General features: G+C 42.1%; 16 protein-coding genes, 1 tRNA gene and 1 other RNA gene. 14 read left to right on the plus strand and 4 right to left on the minus strand.

The genetic code is table 11. The features are described 5' to 3' along the window. Positions 1-454: 454 nt before the first annotated feature. Together ACP7AA_RS12415 and ACP7AA_RS12420 are read right to left on the minus strand one after the other, a co-directional pair. Positions 455-1,237: a hypothetical protein gene (locus ACP7AA_RS12415; protein WP_426223750.1), complete on the minus strand. Its 783-nt coding sequence runs from the start codon at positions 1,235-1,237 to the stop codon at positions 455-457. A gap of 155 nt (positions 1,238-1,392) precedes the next feature. After that, the gene (locus ACP7AA_RS12420) at positions 1,393-1,860 is read right to left on the minus strand and encodes an Lrp/AsnC family transcriptional regulator (RefSeq protein ID WP_201619853.1); all 468 of its coding nucleotides are present in this window, start codon (positions 1,858-1,860) and stop codon (positions 1,393-1,395) included. A gap of 244 nt (positions 1,861-2,104) precedes the next feature. Between ACP7AA_RS12420 and rarD the strand changes: the two genes are divergently transcribed. Then, entirely contained in the window at positions 2,105-3,127 is a 1,023-nt protein-coding gene (rarD, locus tag ACP7AA_RS12425) for an EamA family transporter RarD (RefSeq protein ID WP_426223751.1), read from the plus strand. 117 nt (positions 3,128-3,244) lie between these two features. Here rarD and smpB read toward each other — a convergent pair whose 3' ends face one another. Further along, complete coding sequence (smpB, locus tag ACP7AA_RS12430; protein ID WP_201562247.1) at positions 3,245-3,721, minus strand: SsrA-binding protein SmpB; 477 nt, start codon at positions 3,719-3,721, stop codon at positions 3,245-3,247. 310 nt (positions 3,722-4,031) lie between these two features. Between smpB and coaD the strand changes: the two genes are divergently transcribed. The 13 genes from coaD (at position 4,032) to ACP7AA_RS12495 (ending at position 15,795) form a co-directional block, all read left to right on the plus strand. After that, on the plus strand, positions 4,032-4,541 hold the full coding sequence (coaD, locus tag ACP7AA_RS12435; RefSeq protein ID WP_201562245.1) for a pantetheine-phosphate adenylyltransferase: 510 nt from the start codon (positions 4,032-4,034) through the stop codon (positions 4,539-4,541). Positions 4,542-4,839: 298 nt separating this feature from the next. Beyond that, entirely contained in the window at positions 4,840-5,088 is a 249-nt protein-coding gene (locus ACP7AA_RS12440; protein WP_201562243.1) for a YfhL family 4Fe-4S dicluster ferredoxin, read from the plus strand. Positions 5,089-5,212: 124 nt separating this feature from the next. After that, entirely contained in the window at positions 5,213-6,532 is a 1,320-nt protein-coding gene (gene bioA / locus ACP7AA_RS12445; protein WP_426223752.1) for an adenosylmethionine--8-amino-7-oxononanoate transaminase, read from the plus strand. Further along, positions 6,529-7,257 carry a dethiobiotin synthase gene (gene bioD / locus ACP7AA_RS12450; RefSeq protein ID WP_426223753.1) on the plus strand — a complete coding sequence of 243 codons (729 nt, stop codon included), beginning with the start codon at positions 6,529-6,531 and terminating at the stop codon, positions 7,255-7,257. The genes bioA and bioD overlap by 4 nt, the downstream gene beginning before the upstream one ends. 86 nt (positions 7,258-7,343) lie before the next feature. Beyond that, positions 7,344-7,710, plus strand: an RNA gene (rnpB, locus tag ACP7AA_RS12455) — RNase P RNA component class A. A 134-nt stretch (positions 7,711-7,844) separates the two neighbouring features. Beyond that, positions 7,845-7,921 (plus strand) — tRNA-Met (locus ACP7AA_RS12460). 430 nt (positions 7,922-8,351) lie between these two features. Further along, positions 8,352-10,148, plus strand: coding sequence for a translation elongation factor 4 (gene lepA, locus ACP7AA_RS12465; protein ID WP_426223754.1), 1,797 nt, complete (start codon positions 8,352-8,354; stop codon positions 10,146-10,148). A gap of 107 nt (positions 10,149-10,255) precedes the next feature. Further along, positions 10,256-11,158 carry a signal peptidase I gene (gene lepB / locus ACP7AA_RS12470; RefSeq protein ID WP_298909674.1) on the plus strand — a complete coding sequence of 301 codons (903 nt, stop codon included), beginning with the start codon at positions 10,256-10,258 and terminating at the stop codon, positions 11,156-11,158. A 195-nt stretch (positions 11,159-11,353) separates the two neighbouring features. Continuing rightward, positions 11,354-11,746: a DUF4845 domain-containing protein gene (locus ACP7AA_RS12475; protein ID WP_426223755.1), complete on the plus strand. Its 393-nt coding sequence runs from the start codon at positions 11,354-11,356 to the stop codon at positions 11,744-11,746. A gap of 140 nt (positions 11,747-11,886) precedes the next feature. Further along, the gene (gene rnc, locus ACP7AA_RS12480; RefSeq protein WP_183619926.1) at positions 11,887-12,684 is read left to right on the plus strand and encodes a ribonuclease III; all 798 of its coding nucleotides are present in this window, start codon (positions 11,887-11,889) and stop codon (positions 12,682-12,684) included. A 218-nt stretch (positions 12,685-12,902) separates the two neighbouring features. Further along, positions 12,903-14,066 (plus strand): GTPase Era, encoded by a 1,164-nt coding sequence (era, locus tag ACP7AA_RS12485; protein ID WP_426223756.1) that lies wholly within the window; start codon positions 12,903-12,905, stop codon positions 14,064-14,066. Positions 14,067-14,146: 80 nt separating this feature from the next. Further along, positions 14,147-14,929: a DNA repair protein RecO gene (gene recO, locus ACP7AA_RS12490; protein ID WP_426223757.1), complete on the plus strand. Its 783-nt coding sequence runs from the start codon at positions 14,147-14,149 to the stop codon at positions 14,927-14,929. A gap of 65 nt (positions 14,930-14,994) precedes the next feature. Continuing rightward, a complete protein-coding gene (locus tag ACP7AA_RS12495) occupies positions 14,995-15,795 on the plus strand; it encodes a pyridoxine 5'-phosphate synthase (RefSeq protein WP_426223758.1) in 801 nt (266 codons plus the stop codon). 21 nt (positions 15,796-15,816) lie between these two features. Here the strand turns inward: ACP7AA_RS12495 and ACP7AA_RS12500 are convergent, their stop codons facing one another. Next, positions 15,817-16,404, minus strand: a complete 588-nt coding sequence (locus ACP7AA_RS12500) for a pilus assembly FimT family protein (RefSeq protein ID WP_426223759.1) — start codon at positions 16,402-16,404, stop codon at positions 15,817-15,819. Positions 16,405-16,548 lie beyond the last annotated feature (144 nt).

A 16,548-nucleotide genomic window follows, 5' to 3' on the forward strand; every position in this document is an offset into this window, starting at 1 on the left:
TTTGGCTACCGCCGTACAGCCCTGATCTGAACCCTATCGAGAAGAAGTGGGCACAGGCTAAGTTTCTACGCCAAGGGTGGATGGAGAATAATCTACCTAAACTGTTTCATGATATGGGCCGTATCGATTTTATAGAGACTTAACTATAACACTAGGATAAGCATGAAAAAAGAAGTTAATACATATCTTAATTTGAAAAGTGACACAAAAGAATCCAATTGATGAGTAGATGTTAGTGAGGATGTGCCCTAGTAATATTAATAGGTTAAAAAAATATTAAGGAAGGCATAACTATAATTAATTCTATTGCCCAAATTATAACGCAAAACATAAATAGCTAAGGCGCATTCATAAGCGATAAGTTATTGATAGCGTAAGATAATATACCAATAAAAGGATTTCTAGAAACTTGGAAACCCTCTTAATTTAGGCCATTGTTAGCATGAAAGATTTACTACTGTAATAATTGGAATGGGAAAGTGACGACATCAAAGGCTAAGGCAAAAGGCAGTAAGACCAGCTTTTGAACAGTATTGGCACCACTACGAGACACTTGTTGTTGCTGACTTTGAGTATAAAAGCTGACCATATAAGGTTTGCTCAAAGCGCGGTAATTAGATTGAATTAAGCTTAAATTACTGACTTGTGGATAGATAGCACCTTTAACAGGAACGCTAAAGCAAAAGCGCTGAGCGTTGATACGCAGGTCGCTGGCTGAAGTACAATCACGGCCATTATTTTGCAAAAAGAACTGATAGTCTGAGCGCTGGAATTCATCTTTTAATTTGGCGTAAGAAAGTTTCATTTCACCCTGAAAATAGCCATCGTTATTGGGCACAAAAAAGCTCATGTCGTTATCGACATGGATGTTTTTTGGCGTCAGATTACTTAATAAACCAATCATTTCTGTCCCACCTTGGGTCAGCACATAGCTGTTCTTTTCACCGACGATGACCATGGTCGCGTTTGGCGTTTTTGGTAATGCCTGCGCAGGACGACCAAAGGCCACAATCTGGTCTTCAGATAAGATTTGCTTGGTACTTGTAGTGCTGACATGATTGTCACTTTCTAGTAAAGAACTGGTTGCGCAACCTGAGCTTACGAGTAATGCCGCAAGGGATGCGCCTGTTAGCAGTGTTTTTAGATATAGTGTTTTTCGGTTCAATGGCTTTAAGCTGAATAATTTTAGCGCTGCATTATTGTTTTTTTTGTTGGTAGCGAAAGTGTTGTTAGTCATGTGAGGCTTCCTTGTCTACGTTGACTATGATTGGATTTTGTTTTTAAGCGATATTTATATACTGATAATTTCTTAAACTTTAACTGCTATCGTACCTTGTTTAATCACCGCTTAGCTACAGCTAATTAAAAAGCGAAACTGCGTTTCTCATCAAATTAATCGAGCAAAATCTTTGTCCCACTCTTCGTGAAGTTCATCACAAACTGGCTTTTAAAGCTACGCACATTATTCTCGTAAGTCAGTAAATTACGCGTAAATTCATGATAGTCATTCATGTTTTTGGCATTGACCATCAACATAAAATCCGCATCGCCCGACACTTCATAACAGCTCATCACCCGTGGCTGATCATGCATTAAGCGCTCAAATCGATGCTGCATCGAGGTATTGGAGCGCGACATCTCTATCATTACCACCGCCGTAAGCCCGTAACCTACCTTATTTGGGTCAACGATAGCGACTTGTTTGGTAATTATTCCGTTATCTATCAATGCCTGAATGCGGCGCTGAGCCGTAGCGATAGAGACATGCACGCGTTCTGCCACCGTTTTTAACGGTAAGCTCGCATCGTCCTGTAGCAAATTTAAAATGGCTTTATCGGTATCGTCTAAAATATGGCTCATAGCATTTAACTCTAAAAAATCATAATTATTTAAAATCTATTATAAATATTATCGTTATAAATTATGAATATAAGAAAATAGTCGTAATTTAATCATAAAATAGATAATTTTACTCATAAATATGTCTATATAGAGATAGTTTCTCGTTACACCACCGTAAAATACACCGTATTCATCCAAGCTGGCAAGCAAAATAAAAAGCAATTGGTTTATCTAAGGTTTATTTATACTTACGGTGTTTATTATGTCTCACTCAACGTTATCTCATGTCTTTGCTAATACACTAGAAAATACGATTTCGCGTCTGCCTTTGCCTGCGGTGTGGACAGCTGGCAGCAAACAACAGCGCACGCTAATCATGGGCGTGGCATTGGCGATATTATCAAATCTGTTGTTTGGCGTACTTTATGCTTATAGCAGTTTTTTAGCGCCGTTATCTGGGACGCAAGTATTTATCTGGCGGATGCTGGCAATGTGGGCAGCGCTAATCGGCTATCTTGTGATTAGTGGGCGCTTGGGTTTGCATATCAATAAGTTGAGAGCGCTCCGAACCGTTAAGCAATGGGCATGGTTGCTATTGCCAACGCCGATATTTTTAAGTCAGTTTTGGCTGTTTATGTGGGCGCCAGTCAATGGCCAAGGCGTACAAACGGCAATGGGTTATTTTCTATTTCCACTGATGATGGTGATATTGGGCTGCGTCTTATTTGGTGAAAAGTTAAGCCGCTTGCAATGGTTGGCGGTTGCTTTTGCCGCTGTCGGTGTGGGCAGTGAGATTGTGCGCACCCAAAGCATATCGTGGGCGACGTTATGGGTTTGCGGCAGCTATCCTATTTATTATATTTTGCGCCGTTTGCAAGGTATCGGTGCGATTACTGGATTATTGGTAGATTTGACCATCTTTGCACCGTTTGCTGTCGCCTATTTATTATTCATTGCACCTAGTAGTTTAGGGTTGGTTAGCAGTTCTGGCTTTTTTATCATGATGCTGACAGGATTGGGTGTGCTTAGCGTGCTAGCGATGAAAACCAATGTCGATGCCAGTCAAATGCTCCCCGTCAATGTCTATGGCATGATGAGTTATATAGAGCCCGCTTTATTATTTATCTTGGCCATTACGATATTGGGCAATCCTTTTGAATCAGCGATGATTTATAGCTATGGTCTGATTTGGTTGGGTATAGCTTGCTTAATTGTGCATGGTATCCGTCAATTACGACGCGCTCATAAGCAGTCGCAGTTTAATAAAATAGCTCAAACGGTTTGAAAATAGATGCACTAAATTGATTGATTTAACTTATTTGCCAAATAAAAAAAGACGATTCAACAGTATGCTGAATCGTCCTTTTTACATTAGATTAAAATCAATCGCTGATAGCGTCTTTTAATCTAAATGCTGTTTAAAGCCGCGCTGCTTATCACGTTCCCAGTCGCGGTCTTTAAGGGTTTTACGTTTATCATGCTGTTTTTTACCTAATGCTAGGGCAATTTGGCATTTCACCAGCGAGTTTTTCCAGTAGCAAGATAACGGCACACAAGCATAGCCTTTTTGATTGACCGCGCCCATGAGTTTTTCGATTTCACGGCGATTGAGCAGCAGCTTACGGGTACGGATGCTATCAGGGCTGACATGCGTTGAGCTTGAGAGCAGCGGCTGAATATGGGCGCCAAACAAAAACGCCTCATTATTACGAAAGATAATATACGCTTCGGTAATGGTCATTTTACCGGCGCGAATGGCCTTAACTTCCCAACCTTGTAACGATAGACCTGCCTCAAACGTCTCTTCAATAAAGTACTCATGACGAGCTTTTTTATTGGCACAAATTTGATTGTCAGGTTTTTTTGATTTTTTTGACATAATTTCTCCATAAGGACTTTAATATATTGTTTTTGGATATCTTGTTCTCGTATCGCTTCAACATACAGTGTCCCGGTCTAACTATTCCTCATCCTAACCCTTTAATAGGGGTTTTTTTTGTCATGCTGGTTTGTCATATCGAGCATGGCAAATCGAGCGGAGCAAAAGGGATGAGTCGAACCGACTATTGTAGCAAAGCAGACGGCGAAAAGGTAAATCGGCTGTTAGGACAAATGTAGCAGATAAGTATTAAGTTTGAGTAAAATTTGCTAGCATATGGGGCATTACCATTAACCATATTAGTCCTGTTATGAGCCTTTCTGCTACTTCATCAAAACTGCATACTAAGATTTTATACCCTGGCACCTTCGACCCGATTACCAATGGTCATGTCGACTTGGTTAAACGGGCGACGAAACTGTTCGACGAGGTGGTCATCGCGGTTGCCTCAGGACATCATAAAAAGCCGTTGTTCGACTTTGAGGAACGCGTTCATTTGGTCGAGACCGTATTTGCTGATTTACCGCAAGTGTCGGTGATTGGCTTTGAAGGTTTGCTGGTCGACTTTATGCGCGAAAAGAACGCCACGGCGGTATTGCGTGGTCTGCGAGCCATGTCAGACTTTGAATACGAGTTTCAGCTTGCCAATATGAACCGCGAACTTGATGAAAACTTTGAAGCGGTATTTTTAACGCCATCACAGAATTACTCGTTTATCTCATCAACGATGATTCGCGAGATTGCCAAGCTTGGCGGTGATGTGACCAAGTTTGTGCCACCATGTGTCTCAGAAGCCTTTATACAAAAACTCAGCAGCTAGTATTAAGCTGAATATTTACTAAGCTAAGTGCTTACTAAGTTGAGCGTTTACTAAATTGACGCCAATCTCAACTTATCGTAGGCTTTTGATTTTTATAGAATTTAAAATTTTAATTGTTTTAACTGAAATTTTAAAAACTAAGTAAACCAATACCTTAGAAAAATAAGTTGAGAGTGGGGTTAAATTGAGTATTTATTAAGTGAGCGTTAAATATTGGCTGGATATAAAATATTGAGTTTAGTAGTAAACAACGAATGTACTCATTTATTATCAGCTGCTAGCAAATAAGGAGCAGTTTATGGCGTTATTAATTACCGATGAATGCATCAATTGTGATGTCTGCGAGCCTGCTTGCCCCAATGAAGCCATCTCAGAGGGCGATGATATCTATGTCATTGACCCCGATTTATGCACCGAATGCGTCGGCCACTTTGATGAGCCGCAATGCGTGGTCATCTGTCCGGTTGACTGCATTCCTCATGACCCAAACCATGTCGAAAATGAGAGTGATTTGCTCGCCAAATACAAACGTATTACCGGTCAGTAATGCGTTGCAGATTATGCTATCGATATACGAAAGTGCTAAACACTAGGAATAATATGACGAATACGGATATTCAACTTGCCATACGCTTTTTTGAAAGCAAATGCTTGTCGTTTGAGAGCGTACTATGACTGTCAATACTGCACCCAGCGACTTCGACCAGCAACACCTTTGGCATCCTTATGCCAGCTTGCCACCCACCTATCCAAATATCGTTATTGACCATGCCGAAGGTATTTATATCGTCACTAAAGATGGCACGCGCCTGATTGACGGTATGTCGTCATGGTGGGCGAGTGTACATGGCTATAATCACCCCAAGTTAAATGCAGCGATGATTGAACAGTTGGGTAGGATGGCGCATGTGATGTTTGGCGGGTTAACCCATCAGCCAGCGATAGATTTGGGTAAAAAACTGCTTGCTATCGTTCCTGCTGGACTCGATGCGATATTTTATGCCGATAGCGGTAGCATTGCCGTCGAAGTGGCATTAAAAATGGCACTGCAATATCAAATTGCTGCTAAGCAGCCGCAAAAGTGCCAGTTTGCCTCGACACAATCAGGCTATTATGGTGATACCTGGCATGCAATGAGTGTTTGTGACCCGCTTGCTGGCATGCATAGCCTCTATGGTAAGCAATTACCTTTGCAGCATTTCGTGCCTGCACCGCCCTTAGGGTTTGAGCGTGAGCTAACACAAAATGAGCGTGATGAATTAACGGCATTTTTTGCTAAACATAGCGATCAGCTTGCTGGTTTCATTATTGAGCCTATTATTCAAGGCGCAGGTGGGATGCGCTTTTATAGTCCGGAATATCTGCAACTGTTGCGCCAGTTGTGTGATGAGCATAAGGTGCTGCTCATTGCTGATGAAATCGCGACAGGCTTTGGTCGTAGTGGCAAGCTATTTGCCTGCGAACATGCCAATATTAGCCCTGATGTTATGACCATTGGCAAAGCGCTCACAGGCGGCTATATGACTTTTGCTGCGACTTTATGCACGCGCAAAGTCGCTGATACCATTCATGACAGTGCTTATCCGGCGCTCATGCATGGCCCCACTTTTATGGGTAATCCGCTGGCGTGTGCCGTTGCTTGTGCATCGATTGATTTAATTTTGTCCTATGATATCGAAGCGTGTACGGCAAATATGCACGCCGTGATGGAACAACAGCTCGCCCCTGCAGCGACGTTAGCTGGCGTTAAAGAAGTACGTTGTTTGGGCGCCGTTGCCGTGATTGAGCTAGAGACAGCCGTTGATATGCCAGTTTTTCAATCCTTATTGATTGACAATGGTATTTGGGTGCGACCGTTTGGTAAATTGGTCTATATTATGCCTCCCTTTGTCATTACTGATGATGAACTGGTGATGCTATGTCAGTCACTATTAGCCGTCGTCACTTCGTACTTGAATCAAATTTCTACGACCAATAGAGCCTCGCTATGAGAGTGCTATTTATCTCCGGTATCGATACCGATATTGGTAAAACCTATGCCACAGGCATGATAGCAAAAGCTCTGATGCAGCAAGGTATTAACGTCATCACTCAAAAGCTGGTACAAACAGGTGTTAGCGTCAATTGTGATACTGGCGAGATGAATATTGCCGATGATATTGTTACTCATCGTCAATTAATGGGAATTGCACTACAGCCTTGTGATTTTGACTTTACTACTTGTCCATATCGTTATGAGAAGCCGGCGTCGCCGCATTTGGCAGTGAAACTTGCCAAGTCCGTTTTAGACCCTGACGTCATCACTAAGTCTACGCAGCAATTACAACAAAACTACGATGTGGTGCTATTAGAGGGCGCAGGTGGCTTGCTTGTACCCATAACCGAACAGCTATTAACTTTAGATTATATTGCTAAGCAAGGCTATCCAGTTATTCTAGTCACATCAGCTCGGCTTGGTAGTATTAATCATACCTTGCTTAGTTTAGAGGCGATTAACGCGCGTGGCTTAACGGTACATAGCGTCATTTATAACCATATTCATGACAGTGCTGCCCAGACGGATAAGCAAATAGCTAATAGCACGATTGATTATTTAAAAAACCACTTAGCGCAACATTATCCAAATGCCCATTGGTTACAGCTGTCACGCCAAGCTAAAAATAAGTTTGAAGAAGAAATAAATGGTGATTTAATATTGCCGCAGCATTTTATTTAAGCCATTATTTAAATTATTTGGTATAAAATCAAAATAAGCACAAAAGACATCCCCACGCAGCCTTTAGGTTTGCTATACTAGCGCGCTTGGTAGACTAGACGATCGCCGCTGCACACTGGCAACAGATGCGCAGGGGAGGAAAGTCCGGGCTACATAGGGCAGCGTGCCAGCTAACGGCTGGGCAGGGTAACTTGACGACCAGTGCAGCAGAGAGGAGACCGCCTTTAGTGTCGCAAGACATTATCGGTAAGGGTGAAAGGGTGCGGTAAGAGCGCACCGCGTGGCTGGCAACAGTTCACGGCATGGTAAACTCCACGCGTAGCAAGACCAAATAGGCATCGGCATGGCGCGGCCCGCGTTCGATGCGGGTAGGTTGCTTGAGCGTATCAGCGATGATACGCCTAGAGGAATGATCGTCCACGACAGAACCCGGCTTATCGGTCTACCAACTTTTTTATTGTTCGTTTTTATCGTTAGTATTATGCATATTTGCCATTAATTTGAATTAAATTCCTATTTTTTGCAAAAAAACGATAATTAGGGGTTGACGATAGTCATCTCTATCGGTATTATACCGAGCCTTAAATGGCGATGTAGCTCAGCTGGTTAGAGCGCATGACTCATAATCGTGAGGTCAAGAGTTCAAGTCTCTTCATCGCCACCATTTATAGTAAGACTAGCAGTATTAAAAATGCCAATCATTCTGTGATTGGTTTTTTTTTGCCTGATTTTTGCCAAGTGGCGTCTAGCTCAGCGAGCTTTATCTTACTTCTCAATGAGCAAGTATTTTTGTATTTTAATCATGCTTGATTGCCGTCATGTATCACGCAACATCTTGCTAATAAAATCGCCTTACTTTACAGTGGAAAACTGCTAGAATACCCTCACATGCCTGCGCGTATTAATCACTGACCAATTGAGTTAGTAAGTAGTGATAAGCGCCATGAGCTTTTACCTTAGATACGATACTCTCTTCACTTATTACGACAGTATTGGCGTATTGGCTGATACGAAGTATGAGTAAGCATTGTATTGATTCTATCTGACAGCATTTATTTTCGTTATTCAATCCTCCATTATTTAGTAGGCGCTTTGTGACTGCATTAGCCAATATTCGTAACTTTTCTATTATTGCCCACATTGATCATGGCAAGTCGACCCTTGCTGATCGTTTTATTCAGATGTGCGGTGCCTTGCAAGACCGTGAAATGCAGGCGCAGGTCCTCGATTCTATGGACATTGAGCGTGAGCGCGGCATCACTATTAAAGCCCAGTCTGTGACCTTGTTTTATGACCATCCTAACGGTGAGCGTTATCAGCTGAACTTTATTGATACGCCTGGTCACGTCGATTTTTCTTATGAAGTATCACGCTCATTAGCCGCTTGTGAAGGTGCACTATTGGTCGTTGATGCTGCGCAAGGGGTAGAAGCACAGTCAGTGGCCAACTGCTATACCGCCGTTGATCAAGGCTTGGAAGTAATGGCGGTTCTTAATAAAATTGACTTGCCACAAGTTGAGCCCGAACGTGTGATTCAAGAGATTGAAGACATCATTGGCATTGATGCCGTTGATGCGCCGCGCGTATCAGCGAAATCTGGTCTTGGCGTCGATAAGCTGCTAGAAGCCTTGGTCGAATTTATTCCAGCACCGACTGGCGATCGTGATGCGCCGCTCCAAGCATTGATTATCGATTCATGGTTTGACAGTTATTTAGGCGTGGTCTCACTCGTACGTGTCCGTGAAGGAACGGTCAAAAAAGGCGATAAGATTTATATCTTATCGACCAAAGAAGCGCATTTGGTCAGCTCGATTGGTGTCTTTACGCCAAAACCTTTAGATACGGGAATTTTAGAAGCCGGTGAAGTTGGCTTTATCATTGCCGGTATTAAAGACATCGCAGGCGCTCCCGTGGGTGATACGATTACCCATTCTAAAACTCCTGACGTTGAGCGTATTCCTGGTTTTAAACAGATTACCCCGCAAGTTTATTCGGGTATGTTCCCAGTTGATTCTAGCGATTTTGAAAAATTCCGCGAAGCGCTGCAAAAACTACAGATTAATGATGCGTCATTATTCTTTGAGCCTGATACTTCTGATGCGCTTGGCTTTGGTTTCCGCTGTGGCTTCTTAGGTATGCTGCATATGGAGATTATCCAAGAGCGCTTAGAGCGCGAATATGACTTGGATTTAATCACTACGGCGCCATCGGTTATTTATGAGATTGAAAAGAAGAACGGCGAAATAATCTATGTCGATAATCCATCAAGATTGCCTGAGCCAAATAATATCGAAGAGTTCCGTGAGCCAATTGCGCGCTGTCAGATTTTAGTACCGCAAGATTACTTGGGTAACGTGATGACGCTTTGTATCGAGCGCCGTGGTGTACAGGTCGATATGCGTTTTATGGGCCGTCAAGTACAGCTGATTTTTGATATCCCGATGGGCGAGGTGGTCATGGACTTCTTTGACCGTCTAAAGTCAGTCTCGCGCGGTTTTGCGTCGCTGGATTACAACTTCGAGCGTTATCAAGTGGATAAATTGGTCAAAGTTGACGTGCTGATTAATGGCGAGAAAGTCGATGCGTTAGCCATGATTGTGCACCAAGATCAAGCACGCTACCGTGGTAACGCATTGGTTGGCAAAATGAAAGAGCTGATTCCACGTCAGATGTTTGATGTAGCGATTCAGGCCGCAATTGGCAGTCAAATTATCGGCCGTAGTACCGTAAAAGCCATGCGTAAAGACGTACTAGCCAAGTGTTATGGTGGCGACGTTTCGCGTAAGAAAAAGCTACTCTCAAAACAGAAGGCTGGTAAGAAACGCATGAAGCAAGTGGGTAATGTGGAAATTCCACAAGAAGCCTTCTTAGCCGTTTTGCAAGTTGAATAAATCACCGATAAATGATCAAACGTCATCTGTCTTAATATCTTTTTTAATAGCTCATTTATTAATCATAAAGACTGGCAGATAAGTAGCTCGCTAATAGGCAAATAAGTATGGATTTTGATTTCAATTTGATTTTAGTACCCTTAACCATTGGTTTAGGTATTATTTGGCTATTAGACAAGCTGACGCTCAAACAACGTAAAACACGAGGCCGCGGTCAAGAAAGTTTGCTGGTGCGCTGGGCGTATGACTTTTTCCCTGTGTTAGCGGTGGTATTAATTGTGCGCTCGTTCTTGATTGAGCCATTTAATATTCCTTCATCATCTATGGTACCGACTTTATACACCGGTGACTTTATCGCGGTCAATAAATACGCTTACGGTGTGCGCCTGCCGCTCACTTATAATAAGGTGCTTGATACAGGCGCGCCTGAACATGGCGATGTGGCGGTGTTTCGCTATCCTGAAAATCCAAGTATTTATTATATTAAGCGCGTCATTGGTCTGCCGGGTGATACCGTCAGTTATAATCAAGGTACGCTAGCGATTAACGACACGCCAGTTCCTACCAAAGCGGTAGATTTTGATGCCGATGCTGAGCTGACCTCACAGTTATATCCAGCAGGACAAGTTGCACCAGGCCAAGTCTTGACGGAAGACAATGCTATACAAATGGGTCAACAAGAAGAAAATGCAGCGCAGTACTTTGAAGAGATTCAAGGGGACAACAAACACTTGGTTCGCTACTTACCAGATATGAATAGCGCACAATATGCGCCATTTTTACAGCAAGAATCGCCAGAAGTAGTGAGTTCTGAAGGGACAGAATGGCGTATCAATGTACCAGAAGGTCATTACTTTGTGATGGGTGATAACCGCGATCGCAGTGCTGATGGACGTTTTTGGGGCTTTGTTCCTGATGACAATTTAGCGGGTAAAGCGGTCTATATCTGGATGCATAAGCCACCCGGTCTTAACTTACCGACCTTTAAACGTAATGGTAGTATTGATTGATATCATCGATGCGCTAAAGATTGATTTACCGATAATAGTTTGTGCTAGTATTATGGCTATCTAATAAACTGCTAACTGACTTAGACATATCGATTTAAAAACTGTGTTATTAAGTAAGATTAAAAGTATGGTTTTTGAACGTTTAGCGGTTTATCTATAGCAACTTAAGTAATTTACCCTTTGAGAGGTATTATAGTGCATCAATTATCTGGTTTGTCTTCGCAGCGCGGTGCTAGTGTCACTAGTGTTGTTTTTATCATTATCGTTTTGGGTGTGGCGGCCAAATTGATTGTCGCTATCGTACCGGCGCAGATTGGTGATTATCAGCTGACTAAAACGTTAAGTGCGCAGCTTAAAGAATCCAACGCCAATAAAGAAACAGCCAAACAGTTTGTTGAACGTGTCAATAAACAGCTGTCTATTAATGCCAATTATGATACGCAAGCAGAAGAGGTTTTTACCTTTACGGATAAAAAAACAGGGCAGTTGGCTATTCATAAACAGTATGAAGTCACCAATAAGTTTTTTGGTAATGTCGATATCGTTAATCGCTTCGAAGGCGACATTGATGCAACCACAGCCGAATAATGACCATTCTACATCTTAGAAAAACAAAGGTTGTTAGCTGATATTTACTTTTTTAATAAATTTAATAGATTTTAATGCAGCACCAGTTCGTCATATTTCATATTCATTAATGCAACAAAAGGGATAATCACAAACCACGCATGAAACCAACTTCGCAGTATCCTCAGGCGGTTCCTAATCACCAAAAAAGTAGCATGTCTGATGACACGCTTATTATTAGCTCAGAATTTATTCAACGGTTAGCGATATTAACGCGCAAGTTGGGTTATGTGTTTAATGATTTGAGTCTGCCTAAGCTGGCGCTCACCCATCGCTCGTTTGATAGTAAGAAAAACTATGAGCGTTTAGAGTTTTTAGGTGACGCGCTACTAGGCATGATAGTCGGTGAAGCGTTATATCACCGTTATCCGACGCAAAACGAAGGTCGTCTGACCCGTATGCGCGCAACTTTAGTTCGGCAAGAATCGCTGGTTATTATTGCGCAAAACCTAGAGCTTTCTAATCAATTGATATTGGGAGTCGGTGAGCGTAAAGGTGGCGGGCGCAATCGTGCTTCTATCCTAGCGGATGCCGTCGAGTCATTGATTGGGGCGATTTATCTAGACAGCCAAGATATGGATATTACCCGTGATTGCGTGCTTTCTTGGTATGGCGACCTCATTGACAATGTTAATGATCAAAAAGCGCTCAAAGATGCCAAAAGCCGCTTACAAGAATGGTTGCAATCTAAGCAGTTTGATTTGCCGCATTATGAGCTGATGGAAACCCGTGGCAATGCCCCGCATCAAATTTTTGTGGTGCGCTGTCAGGTAAATATTAATAACTGTCCTGATATTACTGAATCGGGCGAAAGTCGCCGTATCGCTGAGCAAAAAGCGGCAGAGCTGATGATTAATCAATTGCATAAATTGCCAGGTCAGCCTAAAAAACGCTCATAGCTAATTTTTCAAACGTGTTTCAAACAAATTTTTTAAAGTCCATTTTCTAAATGTTCAGTTTTCTAAATACTAAATTTTCTAAATACTAAGTTTTCGCTTGTTTCAATAAATGATTATTCGAAATACCAAATATTCTTAACATGATCAGATTTATGCCGCTTTAATTCAAACCAGCAATTAAGTGGCGTGACTGATGACAACCTCCATAGGATTAACCCATGAGCAATCACAACGACTTGCCATTAAATAATGAAGATAATGCCAAAAATATGACCGAAAACACCAATACCAGTTCAACCCAAAACCATGCTGAATCAAATAACGCTAGATTAAATGATGCTAAGTTAAATGTTGATAGCACAAAAGATGCTACGTTAGAGAATAACGCAATAGAAGACAACGCGCTAGAAAATGACACGGCTATTGAAGAGTTCTTTTCACCCAATAACCATGCAAATATGGCTGATGGTTTTAAAACTGGTTACGTCGCCATTGTTGGTCGCCCGAATGTGGGTAAATCAACCTTGATGAACCACTTGTTGGGTCAAAAACTGTCTATCACCTCGCGTAAACCACAAACGACCCGCCATCGTATTCACGGTATTTTGTCTAACGATGAGATGCAAGCGGTGTTTGTTGATACCCCAGGTATTCATCGCAATGAAGTACGTGCTATCAATGAGCGCATGAATAAAGCCGCGGTATCTGCGTTGGTTGATGTTGACTTGGTCTTATTTGTTGTTGATTCAGATCAATGGCGCGACGATGACTTATTAACACTACAAAAACTTGGCGATACCAATCTGACCGTGGTATTGGTGATTAACAAAGCCGATACTTTAAAAGATAAAGGCAGCGTGTTGCCACTGATCGAAACCTTTAGTGACAGTTTCGATTTTGCTGATATTGTCCCTGTTTCTGCTTTGAAAAATCAAAACTTAGATCGTTTGCAAGAAGTGATTGCCTCACATTTGCCAATCGCTGATCCTATCTATGATACTGAACAGATTACCGATCGCTCAGAGCGCTTTTTAGCCAGTGAAATTATCCGCGAAAAAATCATGCGTAGTGCGGGCGATGAAGTACCATACGATTTAACGGTACAGATTGATGGTTTTAAAGACGAAGCGGCGCATATAGACCCAAAAACTGGTCGTCCACGTAAAGCTTGTACCTTTATCGATGCGACCATTTATGTCGAGCGCAGTGGGCAAAAAGCAATCGTCATTGGTGATAAAGGTCAGCGTATCAAGCAAGTGGGCATGGATGCGCGTAAAGATATGGAACAGCTGTTTGATAAGAAAATCATGTTAACACTGTGGGTAAAAGTGAAGCGTGGTTGGTCTGATGATGAGCGTGCTTTGACCAGTTTGGGATATTAATAGCGCTTTAACAGAAATGGCATGGTGTCATATATTCAAGCCGCCATGCATTTATATCATCATTGCTGAGGTAATAATCCATGCGTAACGAAGCGTTAATCGGTTATTTATTACATCAGCGTCCTTACCAAGAAAAACGCGCCTTATACTATTTATTTTCTCAGCAACATGGGGTTATCCATGGGATTGGCAAAAAAGGCGCGCCGCTCTTTATGCCACTGCAACTTTTTGCAACGGGTAAACGCGATTTAAAAACATTCAGTCAGATTAATATTGCGCCATTAAGCTCAATTCAAGGTTCTGTAACACACAATTTTTTAGCGCCAGAAGACAGTCAGGCAAACCTAGCAGAAGCGTTGCACCACGAGAGTATTAGTGGGCAACATCAATATGCTGCCCTTTACTTGAATGAGATATTATGGCGGCTACTACCTACTGAAGATCCTATGCCAGTATTATGGCAACACTATCAAAACAGCCTATACCAGCTTAAGCAACCTTTAACTGCGGACGAGTTGCGTTTGTGTTTGCGCCAGTTTGAGACCTATTTGTTTAATGAGTTGGGCTTTGCCTTAACGTTGAAACATGACAGTCTAGATCAGCCTATTGAATCCAATGCCATGTATCGCTTCTTGCCTGATGTGGGCTTGGTAGCGATTGTCTATAACGATAATAACGAAAACGCAATAGCGCAAACAGTTTTTAAAGGTAGTGAGGTTTTAGTGATGGTAGAGGAGGGCATATCTGCTGTTACTCTCAATACTTGGTCGCGTTTACATCGACAACTGATTGATCATCTGCTTGATTACCAACCATTACAAAGTCGTTTGCTTTGGCAGCAGCAACAGCGCTATCAATCCTAGGGTTTATAAAGGTTTTATATCCCACTTTTTAGTAAATGATCTGGATATTATTGAAAGGATTTTTTATGACTAATACAACGGTAGTACAGGCAGCTAACTCAACAGAAACCTTGGAGAGCAGCTTAAAAAAACCTCTATTAGGGGTCAATATTGACCATGTAGCGACTTTACGCCAAGCAAGAGGTGTTAGCTATCCAAGTCCGTTGGCAGCCGCTCTGTTATGTGAGCAAGTAGGGGCAGATGGCATCACGATTCATTTACGTGAAGACCGTCGTCATATTCAAGATGCCGATGTGTACGAGATTGCTGAGCAGCTGACCACAAGAATGAATTTAGAGATTGCCGCAACGACTGAGATGCTTGAGATTGCTCGCAAGGTCAAGCCATTTTGGGTATGCTTAGTGCCAGAGAAGCGTGCTGAGTTGACTACCGAAGGCGGTCTTGATGTCGCAGGGCAGATGCCTTGGTTGACGGATTATATCGCCAAGTTACGAGCAGTCGGTATTAAAGTCTCTTTGTTTATCGATCCAGAAGCTAAGCAAATTGCTGCAGCGGTAACCTGCGGTGCCGATGCGATTGAGCTACATACAGGTGCCTATGCTGAGGCAGGTTTGGCCGGTAACATCGATAAGATGAATGCTGAACTTACGCGGATTAAGCAAGCGGTAAGGACTGCCCAAGATGCTAATAGCAATATGCTGATTAATGCAGGCCATGGTCTCACGCGCGACAATGTTCACGCGATTGCCCAAATTGACGGTATATATGAGCTAAATATCGGCCATGCTCTTATTGCCGATGCCGTCTTTGTTGGATTAGAGCAGGCGGTGATTATGATGAAAAATGCTATGCATGAAAGTGCTTAATTATTTTAACCTTATCGTTTTTTACTTGCCGCAATCAGTAGGGTAGCTCGCATTAGGCTTATAAGTAACGCGGCCACCTTGACTGAACGAGATTTGATACATGGTATGATTGTAGGTAGAGGTCGGACAGTATTTGAAATGTCCGAAATGACCGCGCGGCTTACCGCTATCGCCCCAAAATTTAGTGTAATGGCGCTTATCTCCCACACGTAAATATAATGTACTGTATTTAGGCTCTAAGGCTTGTTCTTCTAGCAGGTCATCGACCCCTAAATCAAAATTATTATTATTGTTTCTATCTGAGAATAATAATAACTGCTTATAACTGTCTCTATCGCAGATAGCACCGTTGTTAGACAGGCAAACCAGCAAGTCTTGTCTTCTGATATAACTTTCAGCTTTTGCTAATGTCAGCGTATTTCTGATTTGACTTTCAATACGTTTCGCTTCCATGCGTGCTAATTGCTCTAGGATGTAAGGTGTCGCAATCATTGTTAGGATAGCTAAGACTGCGATTGTGACGATCAGCTCTACTAAAGTAAAACCCCGCTCATTCTTTGGCTGAAATTGCTTTTGTCTGTCGGATAAGACTTTATATGATTTCATCATGATGAACTGCTACCTATATAAGAGGTATGGCAATATATGAGAGGTCATTGAGCAAGGATTTCTAGTATCAATATTTTTAGTATCAATAATAACGTTCAGCTTATACTTAACTATTAACATTCAACATCATGCGTAATCTAGATC

The organism is Psychrobacter sp. DWR1-2-3 (genome assembly GCF_049896465.1).
Taxonomy (GTDB): domain Bacteria; phylum Pseudomonadota; class Gammaproteobacteria; order Pseudomonadales; family Moraxellaceae; genus Psychrobacter; species Psychrobacter maritimus.